The organism is Citrobacter sp. 21OH12SH02A-Citro (genome assembly GCF_027919895.1).
Taxonomy (GTDB): Bacteria; Pseudomonadota; Gammaproteobacteria; order Enterobacterales; family Enterobacteriaceae; genus Citrobacter; species Citrobacter braakii.
This window is the reverse complement of record NZ_CP114801.1, coordinates 4,665,297-4,687,273: the sequence shown is the minus strand read 5'-3', so window position 1 is coordinate 4,687,273 and position 21,977 is coordinate 4,665,297. Positions and strand designations below refer to the sequence as shown.

The 21,977-nt window shown below is 51.0% G+C and carries 22 protein-coding genes; 9 read left to right on the top strand and 13 right to left on the bottom strand.

All coding sequences use genetic code 11. From position 1 onward, the window contains the following. Positions 1–22: 22 nt before the first annotated feature. Positions 23–868: an MIP/aquaporin family protein gene (locus O6D90_RS22525; protein ID WP_016155255.1), complete on the bottom strand. Its 846-nt coding sequence runs from the start codon at positions 866–868 to the stop codon at positions 23–25. Between the two features lie 428 nt (positions 869–1,296). Between O6D90_RS22525 and zapB the strand changes: the two genes are divergently transcribed. From zapB to O6D90_RS22510, 3 genes are all read left to right on the top strand, one after another. Then, positions 1,297–1,542, top strand: coding sequence for a septal ring assembly protein ZapB (zapB, locus tag O6D90_RS22520; RefSeq protein WP_019077914.1), 246 nt, complete (start codon positions 1,297–1,299; stop codon positions 1,540–1,542). Between the two features lie 92 nt (positions 1,543–1,634). After that, positions 1,635–2,012 carry a hypothetical protein gene (locus O6D90_RS22515; protein WP_223307973.1) on the top strand — a complete coding sequence of 126 codons (378 nt, stop codon included), beginning with the start codon at positions 1,635–1,637 and terminating at the stop codon, positions 2,010–2,012. Between the two features lie 43 nt (positions 2,013–2,055). Then, on the top strand, positions 2,056–2,445 hold the full coding sequence (locus tag O6D90_RS22510) for a hypothetical protein (protein ID WP_016157909.1): 390 nt from the start codon (positions 2,056–2,058) through the stop codon (positions 2,443–2,445). A gap of 42 nt (positions 2,446–2,487) precedes the next feature. Here O6D90_RS22510 and rraA read toward each other — a convergent pair whose 3' ends face one another. After that, positions 2,488–2,973, bottom strand: coding sequence for a ribonuclease E activity regulator RraA (gene rraA / locus O6D90_RS22505; protein ID WP_008787034.1), 486 nt, complete (start codon positions 2,971–2,973; stop codon positions 2,488–2,490). Between the two features lie 237 nt (positions 2,974–3,210). Here rraA and O6D90_RS22500 point away from each other — a divergent pair, with 237 nt between their 5' ends. Next, on the top strand, positions 3,211–3,858 hold the full coding sequence (locus O6D90_RS22500) for an Arm DNA-binding domain-containing protein (protein ID WP_016157910.1): 648 nt from the start codon (positions 3,211–3,213) through the stop codon (positions 3,856–3,858). 265 nt (positions 3,859–4,123) lie between these two features. Here O6D90_RS22500 and O6D90_RS22495 read toward each other — a convergent pair whose 3' ends face one another. The 9 genes from O6D90_RS22495 to priA all read right to left on the bottom strand — a co-directional run bounded on the left by O6D90_RS22495 (position 4,124) and on the right by priA (position 13,511). Continuing rightward, positions 4,124–4,624, bottom strand: coding sequence for an Hcp family type VI secretion system effector (locus O6D90_RS22495; RefSeq protein WP_016157911.1), 501 nt, complete (start codon positions 4,622–4,624; stop codon positions 4,124–4,126). A gap of 12 nt (positions 4,625–4,636) precedes the next feature. Beyond that, positions 4,637–4,978, bottom strand: coding sequence for a putative T6SS immunity periplasmic lipoprotein (locus O6D90_RS26260; protein WP_336298143.1), 342 nt, complete (start codon positions 4,976–4,978; stop codon positions 4,637–4,639). Then, positions 4,975–5,526 (bottom strand): hypothetical protein, encoded by a 552-nt coding sequence (locus tag O6D90_RS22490; protein WP_016157913.1) that lies wholly within the window; start codon positions 5,524–5,526, stop codon positions 4,975–4,977. Before O6D90_RS22490 ends, O6D90_RS26260 begins: the two co-directional genes overlap by 4 nt. 576 nt (positions 5,527–6,102) lie before the next feature. Further along, positions 6,103–7,032 (bottom strand): 1,4-dihydroxy-2-naphthoate polyprenyltransferase, encoded by a 930-nt coding sequence (gene menA, locus O6D90_RS22485; protein ID WP_016157915.1) that lies wholly within the window; start codon positions 7,030–7,032, stop codon positions 6,103–6,105. 67 nt (positions 7,033–7,099) lie between these two features. Beyond that, complete coding sequence (hslU, locus tag O6D90_RS22480) at positions 7,100–8,431, bottom strand: HslU--HslV peptidase ATPase subunit (RefSeq protein ID WP_003028803.1); 1,332 nt, start codon at positions 8,429–8,431, stop codon at positions 7,100–7,102. Between the two features lie 9 nt (positions 8,432–8,440). Beyond that, positions 8,441–8,971 (bottom strand): ATP-dependent protease subunit HslV, encoded by a 531-nt coding sequence (gene hslV, locus O6D90_RS22475; protein ID WP_003028805.1) that lies wholly within the window; start codon positions 8,969–8,971, stop codon positions 8,441–8,443. Positions 8,972–9,062: 91 nt separating this feature from the next. Continuing rightward, the gene (ftsN, locus tag O6D90_RS22470) at positions 9,063–10,037 is read right to left on the bottom strand and encodes a cell division protein FtsN (RefSeq protein WP_071600361.1); all 975 of its coding nucleotides are present in this window, start codon (positions 10,035–10,037) and stop codon (positions 9,063–9,065) included. Positions 10,038–10,130: 93 nt separating this feature from the next. Then, the gene (gene cytR, locus O6D90_RS22465; protein ID WP_016157916.1) at positions 10,131–11,156 is read right to left on the bottom strand and encodes a DNA-binding transcriptional regulator CytR; all 1,026 of its coding nucleotides are present in this window, start codon (positions 11,154–11,156) and stop codon (positions 10,131–10,133) included. 156 nt (positions 11,157–11,312) lie between these two features. Continuing rightward, the gene (gene priA / locus O6D90_RS22460; protein ID WP_016157917.1) at positions 11,313–13,511 is read right to left on the bottom strand and encodes a primosomal protein N'; all 2,199 of its coding nucleotides are present in this window, start codon (positions 13,509–13,511) and stop codon (positions 11,313–11,315) included. A gap of 257 nt (positions 13,512–13,768) precedes the next feature. Here priA and rpmE point away from each other — a divergent pair, with 257 nt between their 5' ends. The 3 genes from rpmE (at position 13,769) to O6D90_RS22445 (ending at position 16,513) form a co-directional block, all read left to right on the top strand. Next, the gene (rpmE, locus tag O6D90_RS22455; protein WP_008787040.1) at positions 13,769–13,981 is read left to right on the top strand and encodes a 50S ribosomal protein L31; all 213 of its coding nucleotides are present in this window, start codon (positions 13,769–13,771) and stop codon (positions 13,979–13,981) included. Between the two features lie 339 nt (positions 13,982–14,320). Continuing rightward, positions 14,321–15,001: an oligogalacturonate-specific porin KdgM family protein gene (locus O6D90_RS22450; protein ID WP_016157918.1), complete on the top strand. Its 681-nt coding sequence runs from the start codon at positions 14,321–14,323 to the stop codon at positions 14,999–15,001. Between the two features lie 87 nt (positions 15,002–15,088). Next, entirely contained in the window at positions 15,089–16,513 is a 1,425-nt protein-coding gene (locus O6D90_RS22445; protein ID WP_016157919.1) for an MFS transporter, read from the top strand. A 53-nt stretch (positions 16,514–16,566) separates the two neighbouring features. Here the strand turns inward: O6D90_RS22445 and metJ are convergent, their stop codons facing one another. Further along, positions 16,567–16,884 carry a met regulon transcriptional regulator MetJ gene (metJ, locus tag O6D90_RS22440; RefSeq protein ID WP_003825168.1) on the bottom strand — a complete coding sequence of 106 codons (318 nt, stop codon included), beginning with the start codon at positions 16,882–16,884 and terminating at the stop codon, positions 16,567–16,569. Positions 16,885–17,149: 265 nt separating this feature from the next. On the opposite strand from metJ, the gene metB reads away from it, so the two are divergent. Beyond that, on the top strand, positions 17,150–18,310 hold the full coding sequence (metB, locus tag O6D90_RS22435; RefSeq protein ID WP_016155267.1) for a cystathionine gamma-synthase: 1,161 nt from the start codon (positions 17,150–17,152) through the stop codon (positions 18,308–18,310). A gap of 2 nt (positions 18,311–18,312) precedes the next feature. Further along, the gene (gene metL, locus O6D90_RS22430; RefSeq protein WP_016157920.1) at positions 18,313–20,745 is read left to right on the top strand and encodes a bifunctional aspartate kinase/homoserine dehydrogenase II; all 2,433 of its coding nucleotides are present in this window, start codon (positions 18,313–18,315) and stop codon (positions 20,743–20,745) included. Here metL and O6D90_RS22425 read toward each other — a convergent pair. Then, entirely contained in the window at positions 20,720–21,895 is a 1,176-nt protein-coding gene (locus tag O6D90_RS22425) for a hypothetical protein (protein WP_016157921.1), read from the bottom strand. The genes metL and O6D90_RS22425 overlap by 26 nt on opposite strands. Positions 21,896–21,977: the final 82 nt, after the last annotated feature.

The window sequence follows — 21,977 nt, the reverse complement described above, 5'->3', positions numbered from 1 at the left end:
GATTATTTGTCCCGTAGTCACATTACTGCGAAGCTTTTTGTTGAGTGTTGGTCGCAACGTCTTTCTCTTCAATCGCGCAGACATCGCACGGTAAATGGCGACCAATCAGTTTGCGATATGCCCATGCGCCTAAAATCGCGCCGGTAATCGGGCCAAACACCGGGACCAGGAAGTAAGGGATATCACGACCACCCGTGAAGGCAATCTCACCCCATCCGGCCATCCAGGCGAAGAGTTTCGGTCCGAAGTCACGTGCCGGGTTCATCGCAAAACCTGTCAGCGGACCCATGGAAGCACCAATAACGGCGATCAACAAGCCGATCAGCAGTGGTGCCAGCGGACCACGAGGTACACCGTTACCATCGTCGGTCAGAGCCAGAATCAGCCCCATTAGAATAGCGGTAATGACCATTTCAACCGCGAAGGCCTGCACAAAATTGATATGCGGGTTCGGATAGGTCGAGAAAGTACCTGCCAGACCCAGGCTCTCGGTACTGCCGCGCACGATATGGTTAGTTTGTTCGAAATCGATGAAAAGATTGTAATAAAGCCCGTAAACCAGTGCCGCTGCGCAAAAGGCGCCGGCAATTTGCGAAATAATAAAAGGAGCAACTTTGCGTTTATCAAAACAGGCGAACAGCCAGAGTGCGATGGTTACCGCTGGATTCAGGTGTGCACCAGAAACGCCTGCGGTCAGATAGATAGCCATCGCTACCCCCAGACCCCAGATGATACTGATTTCCCACTGACCAAAAGTAGCCCCAGCAACTTTGAGTGCAGCGACACATCCCACACCGAAGAAAATCAACAACCCGGTACCGAGGAATTCAGCAATGCACTGGCCTTTTAAGGTTGATGTTTGACTCATAATCGGATCCTGAAGAGAGTTTAATGTTTATTGTATGCGAGAAGGTCACTGACATCCCCGGAGCCGGTAGGCACACTGTTAATTTATCGTTAACGCTCAAAAACGAGAAATATCGAAATTGAAATGTGTGTACTCCATCAACAAAATGAGCGTTATCGCACCATTTCGCGGTATTTGTTATACAAAAATAGTGTGAGCTGAATCATTTCAATGATCAATTCGTTAACACTTAAGAGTTATGATAGTAATGTCACCAGGAGAAAGACGAAAAGTGTTGCAAACCGCAATCTGCGCGGGATGCCGCTGGACAGGGATGACGCGGCTTCATACAATCGGTGTTAAGTAGAGTGCGCTCGTTTTTATTAAGGCGTCGCCGGTTATCGGGACGAGGATTTTTATCCATCAACGCCTTGCAATTCAGGAGAGGTATGACGATGTCATTAGAAGTGTTTGAGAAACTGGAAGCAAAAGTACAGCAGGCGATTGATACCATCACGCTGTTGCAGATGGAAATCGAAGAGCTGAAAGAAAAGAACAACTCACTGTCGCAGGAAGTTCAGTCTGCACAGCAGCAGCGTGAAGAGCTGGAGCGTGAGAACAACAACCTGAAAGAACAGCAGAACGGCTGGCAGGATCGTCTGCATGCCCTGTTGGGGCGTATGGAAGAAGTCTAATTCTGATTTCTTTAAAAAGGCATCCATAATGGATGCCTTTTTACTATGTAGACTTTAGGATATCGTAATTCTCAAATTTCAAAGAATACGATATGACAAAAAGAAACGATATTATTGATAATTCGGATCGATTTATCACCAGAGATATTAGATATGGTCTTATCTATACAGATAATCTAGGGTGGATTGATTTAGGCCACGCTAATCCGGCAGGCGCTGAAAAATTATGGTTTGAAATGACAAGACCTCGTGGTGGTGATAGTGAATTTTATGAAGTAAATTACCATCAAAGTATGTCTAAAAGCATTCACGGTCTAAATATTAATACTGGTATATATCGTAGATTCATGGTGCGACGAGGATTGCAGGAGCGAATTCTGCAAGGTATTGCTTTGTCTATATTCTTGAGTACGTCACATCGTTTCGAATCCTTACAGGATTTTTGGCCTTACACTTATTTATGGATGTAATAAAACCAGTTGTGAATCCAAATTATGTTCGGGAACGCCGTATATGACGTTTCGACGATTAGGTGTTATTATTGTATCTATGCTTTTTTTTGCGCTGCTTTATTGTTATTTCATGGTGAGTGTCTTTACAAAAAAATGCTATACGCAGCATGATTTATTAATTTATCAATTATTAACGCCGAAATTGATTAAACAGGTTCCAAGTGTATCCAGCGACTGGTTTTTTGTAAGCCATACAGATGAGATTAGCCATCTTCAACGCAGTGAAATAGTTTTTACGGGGATACCTAAGAATGATATTCACAGAGCAGAAGAAAAATTAAACGTATACGTTGAATCTTATCCTGCAAGTCGCGAGATGATGAGTGTCGTTGTTGAAGCAAGAGCTGGGAATTATGATGTTAGGGTCATTCACTATAAATTGGATGAATGAAGAAAATAAAAGGCCATCAAACTTACTGATGGCCTTTTTCACTTACTCGATATCGAGCGGGTCTTCGGAGAGGATTATCCCGGTGTTGTCGGCGTACAGGTGGTCGCCGGAGAAGAATGTCACGCCGCCAAAGTTGACGCGCACATCGCTTTCCCCAATACCTTCTCCTGAAGCACCTACCGGAATTGCGGCAATCGCCTGAATGCCGATATCCAGTTCTTCCAGATCGTCTACCTGGCGGACTGAGCCGTAGATGACCAGACCTTCCCATTCATTCTGTACGGCCAGTCGTGCCAGTTCGGCATCGACCAGCGCACGACGGACAGAACCGCCACCATCGACCAGCAGAATGCGACCACGGCCATTTTGTTCGAGCAGATCGTACAGCAACCCGTTGTCCTCGAAACATTTTACCGTGATGATTTGTCCGCCAAACGACGACCGTCCTCCAAAGTTAGAGAACAGCGGTTCCACGACGTTGACATCTTCCTGATAGATGTCACAAAGCTCGGATGTATCGTATTTCATAGGCTTAACGTTCAGTTGCTGCGAGAATTTTCAGTATATCGCGCTATGTGTACTGTTGGCAAAATCATCAATTGTTAATTAGTGTCCAGATCAATAACTATTCGTATTTTTCATTGAAAAACAGGTGATTACTGATTTTGAAAACAGCCGATAATGACCTGAAATTACCCGTATTTCCCTCTGTAAAGTATCCCCGAGGTATCTCCGGAAGATTGCTGGAGCATAAAAGAAAGCCCTATGAGAACGATCAGATTCACCAAAGCCGTGCATCAGGAACTCCCCGTTCCTGATGCCGGCAAACGCCTTGAATATGCTGATAGTGTCGTTAATGAGTTGCGGCTGCGCGTTACGTCTAGTGGCAGCAAAAGTTTTTGTGTGTCCCGAAAGCGCGACGTAAAATTTTACCGTGTGACGTTGGGCAAGTTCCCGGATATGACTATTGAGCAGGCCAGAGAGCGGGTATATAACGCCTTAAGTGAAGTAGCTATCACACGGCGTAACCCGAACGAACGGCGGCGTGAAGAGAAAAAATGGGCGGTAACGCTGTCTGATGCTTTGGATGAGTACATCAAATCCCGGTTGGCTACCGGGCGTATAAAAAAACGACCAGCGAAAAATATGAAGACACCATCAATAATTATTCTGGTGACTGGATGGTTCTTCAACTTTCATCTATCACGTGTGAAATGGTGGAAACGAGACACTAGATCATTACCGGGCATGGCATATGGTTTGGTGGCCCGTTCAGGCGTGAAGAAAAAGGCAGTAAAGCCCAGGCTGATTTATGGGCACGTGTTCTGCGTGCTGTCTATCGCTATGCATATGATAGCTACCGTGATAAAGATGGCGGGAGATTGTTACCGGATCCGCCCACAACCATTTTAAGTACAAAAATGCTTTGGAATGGAAATACACGGAGAACAACTAAAATCAGAAATAATGATTTAGGCCGCTGGCTCAAGGCCCTTGATACCGTAAGACAATGGGCTATAGCAGGCTATAAAGTTGTTGCATTATTGGTTTGATTTACGTTGAATTGATGACCAAGTACGCTCGTATTGCAAGTAAGCGTGTTCGGGAATAGCGACGTGTATTGCAGGTTGTCTGCTAAGTGTTCTTTATTTTCAGCAGATCTGCCTGCCAATTCGATTTACCTCTGCTGCTGGTTGTAACCAACCGGGCGGCTCCAGTCATCGTCGTATTTGATATTCCCTTCGATATAAAACCACTCAATGCCTGAGTAGGTGATGGCTATATTTTCCATCATGCCCGGAGTGTGGGAACCCGGCATATAAGCATGAGCAGCATTGACGGACATGATTACGATGTTGTTAAGCGTAATTCGGTAAATCTCGTATTCGACACCCGCCTCGTTGATGTCGTAATAGTGGATTACTGCCTTTTGCAGCCGCTTACTTTGGCAGACTGCAACCGCAAAATATGGCGAGGTCTTATCAATCTCTTTGTGCCGGGTAAAAGCGTTGTGTTCGCGCGAACCCATCAGCTTACCAGTGTTGCGGCATGTGTTTTGGTACACACCGTAACTGCTGTTCATGATTTCAATTGCACCCTCACGGCCCTGCGCCATGCAACTGCCTTTGATCAGCTGTCCATTTTCATCATAAATATACATATAAGCTGGTAATGACATTTATAGATTTCCTTATTTTGTGCTTAATATTTGCCCGTTTCTGTCGATGAAAAAGTTGTAACGGTAATTCTTTCCGTTCAACGTGTATGAAGCCGCATAGATATAGCCCGGCGTTATCGGTATTTTTAAGCACGTTTCAGGATAGGAGAGAGCTACATGCGAATTTTCCGCCAATGTCTTGTATTCATTCCCCTGCTCAGAATAAACGCCGTATCGGCTCAGAACGTCCGATTTATTGACAGAGAAGCAAAGCGAATTATTTATAATGGGGAAACTACGCCATGGGGGAACGCTATCGCCAGCGCCACACCCAGTCAGCGCAAAAAAGGCAGGAATGAGAAAGTAGTGTTTCAATGCGGAAACCTCCCTAACACTTTCTCATAGCGGGATATGAGGCTAAGGACAGGTTCAGATGGATCGTAATCCTTGAGGAGATACAAATCAGAGCGGTTGCCGAATCCATACGTTTTAAGCAGCCAATAATCAGCCACCATTGCAGCCTGCTGCTCTAAGCCGTAATCCAAGAGTATGGCCTTATCCAACGTGTAATAGTAATCAACTGCCCAAGAGAACAGGCCCCGCATCCTTACCATCATCCCGCGCTGATGCTGCCAGACGTGCATCATTTCATGTAAAAAAAGATGCTGCCCACTAACGCGATCGTTATTAACATGCGGCTGTGAAAAGTCAGGCTCATAAGTACCTTCCTGAAAATACAACTCGCCGTTGGGCGTCATGGCGTAGTTGTTCTTTTGGAGGTTGAAAGGTAGATAGCTGCTGCGGTGGATCCAGACTTCGTTATAGCGGATGGTGAAAGCGTAGAGGGTACGGGCCAGGTTAATCTCACCAAGCGTTAACAGCCGTAACCCGCCCCGGTCTATATCGTTCATTTCCCTTATCATTGAAGACATCATCCATTGGTAAAAACACCTTAATACGCCTTAAAGTAAATTTTTTCCTGTTAAAAAATGCGGGGAATATCCGAAATTGTCAAAAACTGCGGCTACGCCGCTTCTAGCGTTAAGCCCCCTGGTTTGGGGGGCAACCGTACGAGATCGGACGCTAAAAACGTAACCTTATGAATTTAAATCTACAAATTCGTGGCGTTGTCGGTCAGGTTTACGTTGATTTGATTACTGGGTTTATTAAGACCGTTAATGCCGGAAACCGCACGGATACTGGCATTAATGGCAAAAGTAAATAAAACCCTCATTTTCTTTACTCGCCCAACCTGCATTAAAAAATGCACTTAGCGTAAGCTCTCGTACGGTTGGGCTTCAGACCCCGTGATCGGTTAAGTAAGCTGGGAAACGCTGATTTTAGTACTTATAGATTACGGTGTTTACCGTTCGTTGGTATCCCCGAGGTATCCCCGGAAAATATAAAAAACATGGAAAAACCTCGCGCCCCTCTATTTGTAAGGGTTGCGAGGCGTTATGCGATTCTAAAAATTGAAATTGTTAATTGATATTTGTCAGTTAAAGAGACCACTGACTTAAGAAAATTCCAACGACAAACAGCAAGTTAGTTAATAGCGCCGCTTTTACGGTGCGTTCCAGCATCGGACGCATTGCCGCAGGATCCATTTCGCGCATCACGTAACGCGCCTGTTTGAAAAGCAGCGGAGCGGCAAGGATAAACAGCCATCCCCACAGACTTTGTAGCGAAAACAGGTTAAACAGCGCCAGGCAGACCAGCGTACCCATCAGCAGGCAGGCATGGTAGCGGCGGGCATTGACGGCACCTAAACGTACTACCAGCGTGTTCTTGCCGTTCTCTCTGTCGCTGTTGATATCGCGCAGGTTGTTGACGTTGAGCACGGCAGTTGCCAGCAGGCCACAGGCGGTGGCAGGCAGAATCAGCGCCGGAATCAGCGTATGCGCCTGCAGATACCAGCTTCCCATCACGCTAAGCCAGCCAAAGAATACCAGCACGGAAATATCGCCCAGACCGATATATCCGTAAGGGCGATTACCCACGGTGTAGGTGATCGCCGCGATAATCGACAGGCCACCAAGTACCAGGAAACCGACAAAATCCGCCAGCGTGTGACAGGCCACAGCAACCAGGGCCAGACCCGACAGACAGATCAACACCACGGTAACGATCAGCGCACGCTTCATCTGCTGTTGGGTGATAACCCCTTTTTGCATACCGCGCAGTGGTCCAATGCGGTCGGGCTTGTCGCTGCCTTTGACGGCATCGCCATAGTCGTTAGCGAGGTTGGACAGAATTTGCAGCAGTCCTGCTGTAATCAATGCCAACAGAGCAACCAGCGGATCGAAGTATCCTTGCCACCATGCTAATGCCGTACCGACGATGATCGCCGCGAAGGCGAGCGGTAAGGTCTTAGGTCGTAAACTTTCCAGCCAGGCTTGTGAGCGGCTAATTTTTTGTTGTTCAGTCATATTTAGCGCCAATAAAAATGGGGCTTTATCAGCCCCATCAACAGTGATGAAAATGCATTGAACGCGATTATAGGATAAAACGGCTCAGATCTTCATCTGCGACCAGCGCATCCAGATGTTTGCTCACATATTCGGCATCAATTGTGATGCTTTGGCCGTTTAAATCGCTCGCATCATAGGAAATATCTTCCATCAGACGCTCGAGAACGGTATGCAGACGACGTGCACCGATGTTTTCGGTGGTTTCATTGACCTGCCAGGCCGCTTCGGCAATGCGTTTAATGCCCGATTCGGTGAAGTTGATGTCCACACCTTCGGTCGCCATCAGCGCTTTGTACTGGACGGTGATGGAGGCATTCGGTTCGGTAAGGATACGCTCAAAATCGCTGGTGGTCAGCGCCTGCAGCTCGACACGAATCGGCAGACGACCCTGCAGTTCCGGGATCAGGTCAGACGGTTTCGCTACCTGGAATGCGCCAGAGGCGATAAACAGAATGTGGTCTGTTTTCACCATACCGTGTTTAGTGGAGACCGTGCAGCCTTCAACCAGCGGCAGCAGGTCGCGCTGTACGCCTTCACGGGACACGTCCGGGCCGGAGGATTCGCCGCGCTTACAGATTTTGTCGATTTCGTCGATAAACACGATTCCGTGTTGCTCAACGGCGTCGATAGCTTCCTGTTTCAGCTCTTCCGGATTCACCAGTTTGGCCGCTTCTTCTTCAATCAGCAGCTTCATCGCGTCTTTGATTTTCAGCTTACGCGGTTTTTGCTTCTGACCGCCCAGGTTCTGGAACATGGACTGTAGCTGGCTGGTCATCTCTTCCATTCCCGGAGGCGCCATGATTTCAACGCCCATCGGTGCGGCCGCGAGATCGATTTCGATCTCTTTATCATCCAACTGGCCTTCACGCAGTTTTTTACGGAACGCCTGACGCGCTGCTGAAGGTTCCTGCGGCTGCTCTGACTGTCCCCAGTTATTTTTAGCCGGTGGGATCAGCACGTCGAGAATGCGCTCTTCCGCCATCTCTTCGGCACGGAAGCGGTTTTTCTCGATGGCCTGAACGCGGACCATTTTGATGGCAGCATCGGTCAGATCGCGGATGATAGAGTCAACTTCTTTACCAACATAGCCGACTTCGGTGAATTTCGTTGCTTCAACTTTGATGAACGGCGCGTTGGCCAGTTTTGCCAGACGACGGGCGATTTCGGTTTTACCGACGCCGGTTGGGCCAATCATCAGAATGTTTTTCGGCGTAACTTCATGGCGCAGCTCTTCGTTGAGCTGCATGCGGCGCCAGCGGTTACGCAGGGCAATCGCCACGGAACGCTTAGCGTTGTCCTGGCCGATGATGTGTTTGTTCAGTTCGCTGACAATTTCGCGTGGAGTCATTTCAGACATGGGGGATCCTTACGCTTTGGAGTTCAATTCTTCGATGGTATGGAAGTGGTTGGTATAAATGCAGATATCCCCTGCAATATCCAACGCTTTCTCAGCAATCTCGCGTGCGCCAAGCTCGGTGTTTTCCAGCAGAGCGCGTGCAGCAGCTTGGGCGTAGGGACCGCCGGAGCCGATGGCAATCAGATCGTTTTCTGGCTGTATGACGTCGCCGTTACCGGTGATGATGAGTGATGCAGTTTCATCCGCAACGGCCAGCAGCGCTTCGAGTTTGCGCAGCATACGGTCGGTACGCCAGTCTTTTGCCAGTTCAACGGCAGCTTTCACCAGGTGACCCTGGTGCATTTCCAGCTTGCGTTCAAACAGTTCAAACAGCGTGAATGCATCCGCAGTACCGCCCGCAAAGCCCGCGATGACTTTGTCGTTGTACAGACGGCGGACTTTCTTCACGTTGCCTTTCATTACGGTGTTACCCAGTGTGGCCTGACCATCACCGGCGATTACCACATGGCCGTTACGGCGTACGCTTACTATTGTTGTCACGAGCAGACCCCTTGGTTACAAATGCAAAACACAGGCCCCGCGCAGTATGCGGGGCGTAATGCAAGTATAGATGGGGGGGATTTTGGGGGTTTCAACCCCCAGTGGCGAGTCGAATGCAGTTTGTGTGACCAGCAACTTTCAGGCGGCTGATGGTGTTGTCGGCATTCTCTTTGCCTTTGACCGGACCAATGACCACGCGATTCCAGCCGTTATTGGTGGTAATACGTGAGTTGAAGCCTTCAAAAGCCAACTGCGCGCGCACGGTTTCTGCCTGCTCAGCGCCTTTAAATGAGCCGCACTGTACCATCCAGCGGCGTTCATCTTTTTTCTCCGCCGTCTGTTTTGGCGGCTGCGTTTCATTTGTTATCGGCGCGGCCGGCTGCGTTTTCGGCTGAGCGGCGGTGGTATGCGCAGGTGTTTGCAGTAGATCCTGATACGGCTGTTGGGCCGCAGGTTTTGGCTGCGCCTTCGGCTGCTGTACCGGTGCGGTTTGCGCAGTACGCGTTTGCTGCTGCTGGTACGGCTGTTCCGTTACCCGTTGGCGCGGCTGTTGAGCCTGCTGTTGGGTGTTATTCCACTGCTGCTGTTGCACCTGACGTTGACGCTGCAGCGTTTGCTGGCGTTGTTCAGCAGTTTGTTCGTTCCACGGTACTTCGTTGAGCTGCGTTGGCTGTTGGCGCATATCGGCCTGCATTTGCGCCAACAACTGGCGCTGCTCATTGGTAAGCTGATCGGCGTTCAGTACCTCGCCGCCTGCAGACGGTTCGGTAGGCGCACGTACGCCAGGCTGACGGCTTTCCAGCTCTTTGATGTATCGCCAGCGCTCTTCCGGTTTTGGCGGGATGCCATTACCGGTGACTTTCTGGTTTTGCAGCGTTTCGGACTCTTCTTTCTTGTGATGCGTAATGAAGTACAGACCACCGATAAAGGTCACGAGTACGGCTGCAGCAATAGCAACCATAGCGGGCGATACCGCAGGCGTATTGCGTTGTTTTTTCCGTGATGTGCTCTTCTTGCGCCGCGAAGGTGCCGGTTGGCCGCGACGTACATAATCTCGTTGTGCCACTATCGTTTCGCTGTATTTATTCGTTCGTCAGCCCGCCATGTTACTTAAGCGGCGGGCCTTTGACCAGACAGGGGAGTCCGAAAGCACTTTACTTTACGTCAGTGCCCGGGTAGTGCCCCGAATAATAAGCTCGCAGTCCAGTAAACGTGAGCCACTGCTGACGTTCTGACCTTGTAGTTGATCGAGCAGTAACAGCATAGCTTCACGTCCGATATCGAAACGCGGCTGTGCGACGGTTGTCAGGGGTGGATCACAAAATTCCGTGAGCGAAATATTATCAAAGCCAATGATGGATAAATCGTCAGGTACCTTCAGACCCTGACGTTTGGCGTAAGAGAGTGCCCCCAGCGCCATGACATCGCTGTGGCAAAAGACCGCAGTAGGTGGCTGTGGAAGCTCAAGGAGTTGCTTAAGCGCATTGGCTCCCGCTTCATAGGTAAAGTCACCGCGCGCGATGAAATGCGGATCGACCGTAATTCCACTGCGGCGCAATGCCTGAACGTAACCTTGCAGACGGTAATGGCACAGCGGCATATCCTCTGGTCCGGCGATACAGCCAATGCGTTTATGCCCCAGTTCCAGCAGATAGTTCATCGCGTTGAAGGCGGCGGTGAGATTATCAATGTGCACGGTGGGGAGTTCCAGCTCTGGCGCGAACTCGTTGGACATGACCATCGGCGGCAAGTTGCGCTGCTCTTCCACGCTGGCATCAAACGGCAGGCGCGAACTGAGCAGCACCATGCCATCGATCTGCTTGGTGATAATGAGGTTGAGGAAGGTCTTTTCCTGCTGATTCTGGTGGGCGCAGTCGCCGATAAGCACCAGATATCCCTGCTCAGCGGCGGTCACTTCTATGCCGCGAATCACTTCGCTAAAAAACGGATCGCAGATATCCGGCACAATCACCAGAATGGTACGTGATTCATTACGCTTAACGTTGCGTCCCATTGATTGGGGTAAATATCCCACTTCCAGCGCTGCCTGTTCAACCTTGTTACGGGTTGACTGCGAGACTTTGTCCGGGTTCATTAATGCGCGGGATACGGTTGCCGTTGAGACTTTCGCCTTCAGAGCAACATCTTTCATCGTAGCGGCGGCAACCTGCTTATTCGGTTTCACTCTTTCTCCTCGCCAGAGAGCTGCTGGCACAGACTCGTCCTTGAATAGCCTTCATCTGAAACATTTTTATCAGATAGTTAATGGAAGCGGTTACAGAATTTTCATAAAAAGTGTGATGGATCTTTAATTTTACGATCCGCCTCGCATCGTGAGGGATTATCCCTCGATGGGATCGACATCCAGCACCCATTTAACCTTACGTGCATCGGGTAACGTATTGATCAGCGCCAGCGTGCCGCTGACGATATGCTGCAGGCGAATTCGCGACGGATGTTGCAACAAAATTTGCCAGCGATAGCGACCGCCGCGCTTGGGAGTCAGGGCGGGAACCGGGCCGAGCACCCACAGTTTGTCATCGGCAAGCGGACTGGCCTGGATCAGATTTCGCAACTGTTGTAAGAACATAGGCGCATGCTGGTTGTTATGATCTTCTGCCCGCACGATCACATGGCTGGTCCACGGTGGAAGTTGGAGCGTTTGTCGCTCGGCCAGCGCCTGCTCGGCAAACGCGTCATAACCTTTGTACAGCAAAGTTTGCAGCAGCGGATGCTCAGGATGGTGCGTTTGTAGCACCACTTCGCCCTGTTTCCCGGCGCGTCCTGCTCGCCCGGAGACCTGCGTGTAAAGCTGGGCGAAGCGTTCTGCTGACCGGAAATCTGCAGAGAACAGCGCGCCGTCAACGTCCAGAAGCGCCACCAGGGTGACGTCCGGGAAGTGGTGGCCTTTGGCCAGCATTTGCGTGCCGATCAGAATTCGTGCGCCGCCGCGATGTACTTCCGCCAGATGCTGCTCCAGCGACCCTTTACGGCTGGTGGTGTCGCGATCGATGCGTGAGATTGGCACGCCGGGGAAAAAAGGGGCCAGAGCCTGCTCAAGCTGTTCGGTGCCGAGTCCAACCGGAACCATATGCGTTGAGCCGCAGGAAGGGCACTGACGTGGTATTGGGCGCTGGCTGTCGCAGTGGTGGCAGCGTAAATGGTGCTGTGCCTGATGCAGCGTGTAGTAGTGATCGCAGCGCGGACATTCGGCAATCCAGCCGCAGTCATGGCACAGCAGCGCAGGAGCAAAGCCCCGGCGGTTCAAAAACAGAATCACCTGGTTATCCGCCTGCAGGTGCTGACGCATACGGGTGATAAGCGCAGGGGCGAGTCCGGCCTGCACCTGCTGACCTTTGAGATCCAGCACGTGCTGAGTGGCGGGGCGCGCATTTCCGGCACGTCGCGTCAGGCGTAGCATGCGATATTTTTTCTGTCGCACGTTGCACAGCGTTTCCAGAGCCGGAGTGGCTGAGCCGAGAATAATCGGGATCTGCTCGCTGTGGGCGCGATAAACCGCGAGATCGCGCGCATGATAGCGCCAGCCTTCCTGCTGTTTATAAGAGCTGTCATGCTCTTCGTCGATGACAATCACGCCGAGATTTTTAAACGGTGTAAACAGCGACGAGCGCGTGCCGATAACAATCGCCGCTTCGCCATTTTTTGCTTTCAACCAGGCCGAAAGACGTTCGCTGTCGTTCAAACCGGAGTGCAGGACTTCGACTGGCGCATTGAAGCGTTCGCGAAAACGGGCAATAGTTTGCGGCGTCAGGCCAATCTCCGGCACCATCACCAGCGCCTGTTTGCCCTGGGCCAGGACATTTTCCAGTACGCTTAGATAGACCTCTGTTTTGCCTGAGCCCGTCACGCCCGCTAATAGCCAGGCGCTAAAACTGTCCGCGGCGCTGTGAATTGCTCCGACGGCGGTGGCTTGCTCGGTGTTCAGTCGAAGACGCTCACCGGAAACCGCGTAGTGGGTACGCCAGTCGCTAAAACCAGGCGTTTCGCTCGCCAGATCGCACAGCCCTTTTTTCCGCAGCGCCTGTAATGCGGCGTCATTAAATTCGAGCTCAGCCACCTGGTCGCGCCAGATTTTTCCCTGGCGTAGCGCAGCCAGCGCCTGCTGTTGCTTGGGAGAGCGCTTGAGGCTGTTGAGATCAATAACCTGACCTTCTTCAGTGGCAAACCAGTACCATATGGGCGCGTTTGTCGCCGGGCGTCCCTGGCGCAGCAGAATCGGCAGGGCGTGAAACAGTACGTCGCCGATAGGATGGTGATAATAGTCAGCCGCCCACAGCAGCAGACGCCAGACGGAGGTCGAATAAACCGGCTCGCTGTCCAGCACTTCGAGAACGGCTTTCAATTCGCTCAGCGGCAGTTCGCTGTGCTCGCTGACGGATAGAACGATGCCCACGCGCTCCTGTTGCTTGCCAAAGGGCACGCGTACACGACACCCAGCTTTGGCGCTCATGCCTTCTGGCAGAAGGTAGTCAAAGGTGCGAGGTAGCGGAACGGGTAAGGCAACGTGCGCAACGGGCATTGAATCATCCTGACTTGAAATCTGGCGGGTTAGTATACACATTAGTGAAGGGTAGAATGCGGATCAGTTTGCATGAGCAGGTTAATTTCTGTATGATTCGCCGCCTTTGATGCAAATTGATTGCGTCAAACAATGACCATTACCCGAGAGTTTCAGGCTGTTGATGCAGCGTGAAAGGTGACGGGGAATAATTAACATCGCGTGGTGTCTGGCGTTAGGGCTGGAAGAGCGACGCGGCCTTAAACCGAGGTTTTCCCATGAAAAAAGATATTCACCCGAAATACGAAGAAATTACTGCAAACTGCTCTTGCGGTAACGTCATGAAAATCCGCTCTACCGTCGGTCACGATCTGAACCTGGACGTGTGCGGTCAGTGCCACCCGTTCTATACTGGCAAGCAGCGTGATGTTGCTACCGGTGGCCGTGTTGATCGCTTCAACAAGCGTTTCAGCATCCCAGGCAGCAAGTAAGTTTCAGCTGTCAGAAAAAAGCGCCTTATGGCGCTTTTTTTGTATCTGCGCCTGCAGACTGAAATTCGTATTGATGTATTGAATAATGTCTTTTATTTAATAAATAAAACAGCGTTTTTATTTTTACGATAAAATGTTTCAACTGGTGATCTGCGTCCTTTTTATCTTCTTGTTTTTGCCACTTATGCCAATCTTTGGCAAAATACCAAAGGTTTCTTCCTTCTTTCTAAAATACACTTTCGTGGAAATATAAAATTATTCTTATTCCTTCATCGTTTCTTCATTTATGGACGGAGCGAGATGGGCAATTTCCTAGATTTAGTGTGAAGAGGGATGGTCATGAAATTTAAATCCGCGTTATTACTGATTTCATTATTCTCTGCGGCCGCGCAAGCGGGTTATGTTGATTATCGACATGAATATTATGATGATGGTCGTAATTACGACCGTGTTTATATGTCGCATCGTTTTGCTACGGGGTTTGGTGTCGCAGTCGAGGCCATTTCACGTTCCGAAAATACGCAATCTAATGATGCGTGGAATAATATGGAAAGTAATGGCAACGAGTATACGGCGAGCTACCAGTTCACCTGGAAGGACCTTGTCTGGCAGCCGGGTATTGCGATCGAAACGGGCGATAACATCGCGATTTATAAGCCTTATATCCGCGTGCAGTATAACATCAATGACCATTGGTGGACCGCGTTCCGCTATCGTCAGGAGTACATGCGCAGAAACACTGACGGCAAGGATGACCGCATGGTCTATCGTCCGGAAGCATGGCTCGGTTATAACATCAATGACTGGATGTTTGAGCTAAATGGCATTTATAAAATTGCCGATAGCGAAGATTTATATAACAACCGAAAAGACGATTACGAATATAACTTCCGTGTGGCGTATAAAATAGGCTCATGGGTTCCATTTGTTGAGGTGGGTAACGTTTCCTCGGGGTATAACACCACAACCACAGACGATCGTCAGACCCGCTATCGCGTTGGTCTCGGTTATAACTTCTGACCGTTAATACACTTCGTATCGATTTATTACGCTGAGCATCGGTATACGCATAGTTTGCGTGAATAATGTGTCTAAGGAGTTAACATCATGTCTAATGATGGAACAATGATCGGAAGCAATCAAAATATTGCCGTCAGGCCTTTCGGATTAAGAGATAAATTCGGTTATTTATGTGGTGACCTCGGAACCTGTTTTATTCTTGGACTGGTAAATAGTTTTTTAATGATTTATTACACCAACGTACTCGGTATTTCCGGTGTTATTGTTGGTTCACTCTATTTTGTGACCAAACTCTTTGATGCGTTTGTCGACGTTGGCGTAGGGCGCTTATGTGATACCTCTAAACTGACGGTACATGGGCGATTTAACCCCTGGGTGCGCCGCATGAAGTACCCGTTTTGCATCATTGCGGTCGTTCTGTTCCTGCCGTTTGTGCATGATTTTTCTTATACGACGAAAATTATCTACATCTGCTGTTCCTATTTTATTTACGGTTCGCTGTTATCGACAGTGAGTATTCCGTATGGCGCCATGTCTGCGGCGATTAGCTCGAATCCGGAAGATCGCGTATCGCTGTCAACCTGGCGCAGCGTAGGGTCCGCCATCGGTGGCGGGACAACCGGCTTTTTTATTCCGATCCTGATGTACACCACTCTGGTGGACGGAAGCCAGGTGATCTCTGGGCAGCATTTCTTCTGGATTGCCATTGGTTGTTCTGTGCTGGGGTTTATCTTTTTAACGTTGACCTGTCAGTTAACGACGGAACGCGTGCGGGTGGAAAGAAAAGAGAGCATGCCGGTTTCTGTGCTGCTGAAGGGGTTGATACGCAATAAAGCGCTGATTGTTTTAGTGGTTGTGGATCTGCTGATTGTGATTAATCAGGGGTTGTCTGGTACCAACATGACTTACCTGTTTAATGACTATTTCCATAACAAAGAGGCCATGTCCGTTGCATTGCTCTTCACCTTTGGCTCTCTGGTTTTGCTGGCACCCTCAGCATCCTGGCTCACGAAGCGTTTTGGTAAGAAAGAAGCCAGCGTAGGCGCGCTGCTCTTTGCGGTAGCCATGTATGTGATTATGTACTTCACCCACATTACCGACGCGAAGGTTTATTTGGTTTTCCTGTTCCTGGCGACGCTGGGGGCCGGGTTATTCAACCTGATGATTTGGGCGTTTATGACCGATGTGTGTGATTATCACCAGTATGTCACCGGCGATCGTGAAGATGGGACCGTCTATGGCGTGAACTTCTTCGCCCGCAAGGTTGGCCAGGCGTGCGCAGGGGCTATTGGCGGCTTTATGCTGGCCATCATTGGTTATCAATCTTCGTCAACGGGTGGCGCTGTGCAAACCAGCATTGTGCAGGAAAACATCTATACGATGGCGAATCTGTTACCGGCTTTATGCCTGTTCTTGGCAGCGGTCATTCTGATTTATTTCTATCCATTGAACCGTAAAGAGACGCTCAAAATGGAAGAAACATTGAATAAGATTAATGGTATCAGTAAGTAACGTAGTGAGAAGCGGCGGGAGTAATCCCGCCTTTTCTCATCTGTCTTGAAAAATCAGTATTCCCACGTTTCCGGGTTGATACCCAGTTCACGCATGATTACCTTTGCTTCTTCCGGGATTTCATCGCTGCGCTCTTTACGCAGGTCGTCATCGTTGGGTAATGGTTGCCCGGTAAAAGCATGCAGAAACGCTTCACACAGCAGTTCGCTGTTGGTGGCGTGACGCAGGTTGTTAACCTGACGACGCGTGCGTTCATCGGTAAGGATTTTTAACACCTTCAGAGGAATGGAAACCGTAATTTTTTTGACTTGCTCACTCTTCTTACCGTGCTCAGCGTATGGGCTGATATATTCGCCGCTCCATTCAGCCATGAGATACCTAATCCTCTTTGTCATTAATATTGAGGCCAGAACCTGAGCCCGGACCATAATTGCGCGTAGTTTATCGTAGTGGCGTGGCCCTGACACGAAGTAAGCCGACGCAGATGTACGCTAATGCATATAATTTTAACGGCTATTTCCGGTTTGCTCAATCTATACGCAAAGAAGTTTAGATGTCCAGATGTATTGACGGCTATCGTAACTATGATTACTCTGGTGTCTGACTTTTCACCGACTCAGCCAGGATCTCCTCAATATGACGCGTAAACAGGCCACCATCGCAGTGCGTAGCGGGTTAAATGACGACGAACAGTACGGTTGCGTTGTCCCGCCGATCCACCTCTCCAGCACCTATAACTTTACCGGTTTTAATGAGCCTCGCGCCCATGACTATTCGCGTCGCGGTAACCCAACGCGTGATGTCGTTCAGCGTGCGCTGGCGGAACTGGAAGGTGGGGCGGGGGCAGTACTGACCAATACCGGCATGTCGGCGATTCATCTGGTGACTACGGTATTCCTCAAGCCTGGCGATCTGCTGGTCGCACCGCACGACTGCTACGGCGGAAGCTATCGTCTGTTTGACAGCCTGGCAAAGCGTGGCTGTTATCGCGTACTGTTTGTCGATCAAGGAGATGAGCAGGCGTTGCAGGCGGCACTGGCGGAAAAACCGAAGCTGGTGCTGGTAGAAAGCCCAAGCAACCCGCTGTTGCGCGTGGTGGATATCGCGAAAATCTGCCAGCTGGCGCGCGAGGCTGGTGCGGTCAGCGTGGTGGACAACACTTTTTTAAGCCCGGCACTGCAAAATCCACTGGCATTAGGCGCCGATCTGGTGTTGCATTCATGCACGAAATATTTAAACGGTCACTCCGACGTAGTGGCTGGTGTGGTGATAGCAAAAGATCCGGAAATGGTCACTGAACTGGCATGGTGGGCGAATAATATTGGTGTGACCGGCGGCGCGTTTGATAGTTATCTGCTGTTGCGCGGCCTGCGTACTCTGTCACCTCGTATGGAGGTGGCGCAACGTAATGCTCAGGCGATTGTGGATTATCTGCAAACTCAGCCGCTGGTGAAAAAATTGTATCACCCGTCATTGCCGGATAATCAGGGCCATGAGATTGCCGCGCGTCAGCAAAAAGGGTTTGGCGCGATGTTGAGTTTTGAGCTGGATGGCGATGAGCAAACGCTGCGTCGCTTCCTCGGCGGGTTGTCATTGTTTACGCTGGCGGAATCGTTAGGGGGCGTTGAAAGTCTGATCTCCCATGCCGCAACCATGACACACGCGGGAATGGCGCCAGAAGCGCGTGCTGCTGCCGGAATTTCGGAAACGCTGTTGCGTATCTCCACCGGTATTGAAGATGGCGAAGATTTAATTGCCGACCTGGAAAATGGCTTCCGGGCTGCAAACAAGGGGTAAACATGAGTGTGATTGCGCAGGCAGGGACGAAGGGTCGTCAACTGCACAAATTTGGTGGTAGTAGTCTGGCTGATGTGAAATGTTATCTGCGTGTCGCAGGCATTATGGCGGAGTACTCGCAGCCTGATGACATGATGGTTGTTTCAGCCGCAGGCAGTACCACTAACCAGTTGATTAGCTGGCTAAAATTAAGCCAGACCGATCGTCTGTCTGCGCATCAGGTTCAACAGGCGTTACGTCGTTATCAGAGTGAGCTTATCAGCGGTTTGTTGCCTCCTGAGGTGGCGGATGGGCTGATCGGCGCGTTTATTCACGATCTGGAGCGTCTGGCCGGGTTACTCGACAGCGGCGTGAATGATGCCGTCTATGCTGAAGTCGTCGGGCATGGCGAGGTGTGGTCGGCGCGTTTGATGTCTGCCGTCCTTAACCAACAGGGGCTGGAGTCAGCCTGGCTGGATGCGCGCGATTTTTTACGTGCCGAGCGCGGCGCTCAGCCGCAGGTGGATGAAGGTCTTTCTTACCCATTGCTGCAACAACTGCTGGCGCAGCATCCGGGCAAACGCCTGGTCGTTACCGGTTTCATTAGCCGCAGCAACGCCGGTGAGACGGTACTGCTGGGGCGTAACGGCTCCGACTACTCGGCGACGCAGGTTGGCGCGTTGGCGGGGGTTTCCCGCGTAACCATCTGGAGCGATGTGGCCGGGGTTTACAGCGCGGATCCGCGTAAAGTAAAAGATGCCTGTCTGCTGCCGCTGCTGCGTCTGGATGAAGCCAGCGAGCTGGCGCGTCTGGCGGCTCCGGTTCTCCATGCCCGCACCCTCCAGCCGGTTTCCGGCAGCGATATCGATCTCCAGTTGCGTTGTAGCTATACGCCGGAGCAGGGATCGACGCGTATTGAACGCGTGCTGGCTTCCGGTACCGGGGCACGTATTGTGACCAGCCATGACGACGTTTGCCTGATTGAGTTTCAGGTTCCCACTGGCCAGGACTTTAAACTGGCCTATAAAGAGATTGATCAGATTTTAAAACGCACCCAGGTGCGTCCGCTGGCAGTGGGTGTGCATCCTGACCGCCAGTTGCTGCAATTTTGCTATACCTCCGAAGTCGCTGATGGCGCACTGAAAATTCTGGATGAAGCTGGCCTGCCGGGCGAACTGCGTCTGCGCCAGGGGCTGGCGCTGGTGGCGATGGTTGGGGCGGGCGTCACCCGTAACCCGCTGCACTGCCATCGCTTTTGGCAACAGCTGAAAGGTCAGCCGGTCGAATTCACCTGGCAGTCGGAAGAGGGCATTAGCCTGGTCGCCGTCTTGCGTACCGGGCCAACGGAGAGCCTGATTCAGGGTCTGCACCAGTCAATCTTCCGCGCGGAAAAACGCATTGGTCTGGTGCTGTTCGGCAAAGGTAACATTGGGTCGCGCTGGCTGGAGCTGTTTGCCCGCGAGCAGAGCACGCTCTCGGCGCGTACCGGATTAGAGTTCGTGCTGGCAGGAGTGGTTGATAGTCGTCGTAGCCTGCTGAATTACGAAGGGCTGGATGCCAGCCGCGCGTTGGCCTTCTTCGATGACGAGGCGCTAGAACAGGATGAAGAGTCATTGTTCCTGTGGATGCGCGCCCACCCGTATGATGATTTAGTGGTGCTGGACGTCACTGCCAGCGAGCAGTTGGCGGAGCAGTATCTGGATTTCGCCAGTCATGGCTTCCACGTTATCAGCGCCAACAAGCTGGCGGGGGCGAGCAGCAGTAATAATTACCGCCAGATTCATGACGCCTTTGAAAAAACCGGTCGCCACTGGCTGTATAACGCCACCGTCGGCGCAGGCTTGCCGATCAACCATACCGTGCGCGATCTGATTGATAGCGGAGATACTATTCTGTCGATCAGTGGGATCTTCTCCGGCACGTTGTCGTGGTTGTTCCTGCAATTTGATGGCACGGTCCCGTTCACCGATCTGGTGGATCAGGCGTGGCAGCAGGGTCTGACTGAACCTGATCCGCGCGTGGATCTTTCCGGCAAAGATGTGATGCGCAAGCTGGTGATTCTGGCGCGTGAAGCGGGTTACGACATTGAACCGGACCAGGTGCGCGTAGAGTCGCTGGTGCCTGCGCACTGTGAAGCAGGTTCTATTGACCATTTCTTTGAAAATGGCGATGAACTGAACGAGCAGATGGTGCAACGCCTGGAAGCGGCACGTGAAATGGGATTGGTGCTACGCTATGTGGCGCGTTTTGACGCTAACGGTAAGGCACGCGTTGGCGTTGAAGCGGTACGCCCTGAGCACCCGCTGGCGGCACTACTGCCGTGCGATAACGTCTTCGCCATTGAAAGCCGTTGGTATCGCGATAACCCGCTGGTCATTCGCGGACCGGGGGCGGGCCGCGATGTGACCGCCGGGGCGATTCAGTCAGACATCAACCGTTTGGCGCAACTGCTGTAGTTTTTGTTGCCGGATAACATGTGTAAACATCGCCCTCAATGAGGGCGTTGTATTTATCTGCCAGCGATCTTATCGCCTGAAACACCGAATGGGCAGAGTAACGGGTACTTTGCTCAAATTCTGTCTGTTGCCGCAACCAGGCGAGAAAACGATGGCTTGCCGCCAGGGTTATTGACGCGCTTTCTTCAACCCGCCCCTGCGTTAACAAACACACCATTTTACGCATATCGCCTCGTTGCCAGATTTGCCACTGATTTCGCCACCATCCCTGATACGTTTTACCCAGCAATTGCCAGGGCAGCGTGCGCTGATCGCTATTCATTTCTTCATCAATAAACCACAGCGAGGCGCGATGATGGCGAAACTGTTCCGCCCATGCGGTAATCGCTGCGCCGCGCAGGAAGCATTCGTGGGCAATAATATGGGTTTTTACCTCTGGCCACAGATGGCTCAGCAGGCGGAAATGCCCATGGGCAGTAATGACCGGGCGTAAAATCGCGCCGCTGGCGTTCCGTTTGAGTATGGCGCTGCCGTACTGGATTTCATCAAACTGGCTGCGGCGTAAAAACTGGGTTTCCCGCTGACTCACTCGCTCAATGATATCGTCGTGAATGACTGTTGGCTCAGCAGTGCCACGCCAGCGGTAAAGCAATGATATGCCGGCAGTGTGCGGCGTGAAGTTGCTGGAAATATGCAGAACATTGCCGCGAATAGCGTCAAAAGAGAGTAATACATAGAGTTGCTGGCCTGCACTAACGCCCTGAAAAGGGACGAGCAAGGGAATCGTCGCTATTTGTTCTGGCAAAACGATGCCGGTGGGAGGCGCCTGCTTTGGTGTCCACACTTTTTTGCAGTTTCGGCACTGGACGCGCTGGCTGCCCTGCGGATTATGCCCATAGCGGATGATTTCTCGTTGGTAGCAACATGGGCAAAACTGACCACGATTAGCGGCGAAATCCGCTAAATATGCCGACAACCAGCAACGGAACTGTTCCTCATCAAACAGCGGTGGAAGGCTGCCGCATGCCCGACAATGCAGTGCGGCATAACCCAGCCGATATTCTGGCCAGCTGTAATCAGCTGAACTCGCCAGCCCCAGATTTTTGCAGCCAAAGGATTTGCAGCAATTGATAGTGAACAGTGACGTCATCCTGTTACCAACGATTTTTAATGGTCGTTGATTTTGGCCTGCAACTATCACCGATGGATGTGAGTTTTCTCACATAAAAAAA

Excerpts from the sequence above, each read along its gene's own strand:
- O6D90_RS22525 (WP_016155255.1), bottom strand. The coding sequence starts at position 868 with ATGAGTCAAACATCAACCTTAAAAGGCCAGTGCATTGCTGAATTCCTC.
- zapB (WP_019077914.1), top strand. The coding sequence starts at position 1,297 with ATGACGATGTCATTAGAAGTGTTTGAGAAACTGGAAGCAAAAGTACAG.
- O6D90_RS22515 (WP_223307973.1), top strand. The coding sequence starts at position 1,635 with ATGACAAAAAGAAACGATATTATTGATAATTCGGATCGATTTATCACC.
- O6D90_RS22510 (WP_016157909.1), top strand. The coding sequence starts at position 2,056 with ATGACGTTTCGACGATTAGGTGTTATTATTGTATCTATGCTTTTTTTT.
- rraA (WP_008787034.1), bottom strand. The coding sequence starts at position 2,973 with ATGAAATACGATACATCCGAGCTTTGTGACATCTATCAGGAAGATGTC.
- O6D90_RS22500 (WP_016157910.1), top strand. The coding sequence starts at position 3,211 with ATGAGAACGATCAGATTCACCAAAGCCGTGCATCAGGAACTCCCCGTT.
- O6D90_RS22495 (WP_016157911.1), bottom strand. The coding sequence starts at position 4,624 with ATGTCATTACCAGCTTATATGTATATTTATGATGAAAATGGACAGCTG.
- O6D90_RS22490 (WP_016157913.1), bottom strand. The coding sequence starts at position 5,526 with ATGATAAGGGAAATGAACGATATAGACCGGGGCGGGTTACGGCTGTTA.
- menA (WP_016157915.1), bottom strand. The coding sequence starts at position 7,032 with ATGACTGAACAACAAAAAATTAGCCGCTCACAAGCCTGGCTGGAAAGT.
- hslU (WP_003028803.1), bottom strand. The coding sequence starts at position 8,431 with ATGTCTGAAATGACTCCACGCGAAATTGTCAGCGAACTGAACAAACAC.
- priA (WP_016157917.1), bottom strand. The coding sequence starts at position 13,511 with ATGCCCGTTGCGCACGTTGCCTTACCCGTTCCGCTACCTCGCACCTTT.
- rpmE (WP_008787040.1), top strand. The coding sequence starts at position 13,769 with ATGAAAAAAGATATTCACCCGAAATACGAAGAAATTACTGCAAACTGC.
- O6D90_RS22450 (WP_016157918.1), top strand. The coding sequence starts at position 14,321 with ATGAAATTTAAATCCGCGTTATTACTGATTTCATTATTCTCTGCGGCC.
- O6D90_RS22445 (WP_016157919.1), top strand. The coding sequence starts at position 15,089 with ATGTCTAATGATGGAACAATGATCGGAAGCAATCAAAATATTGCCGTC.
- metJ (WP_003825168.1), bottom strand. The coding sequence starts at position 16,884 with ATGGCTGAATGGAGCGGCGAATATATCAGCCCATACGCTGAGCACGGT.
- metB (WP_016155267.1), top strand. The coding sequence starts at position 17,150 with ATGACGCGTAAACAGGCCACCATCGCAGTGCGTAGCGGGTTAAATGAC.
- metL (WP_016157920.1), top strand. The coding sequence starts at position 18,313 with ATGAGTGTGATTGCGCAGGCAGGGACGAAGGGTCGTCAACTGCACAAA.
- O6D90_RS22425 (WP_016157921.1), bottom strand. The coding sequence starts at position 21,895 with ATGACGTCACTGTTCACTATCAATTGCTGCAAATCCTTTGGCTGCAAA.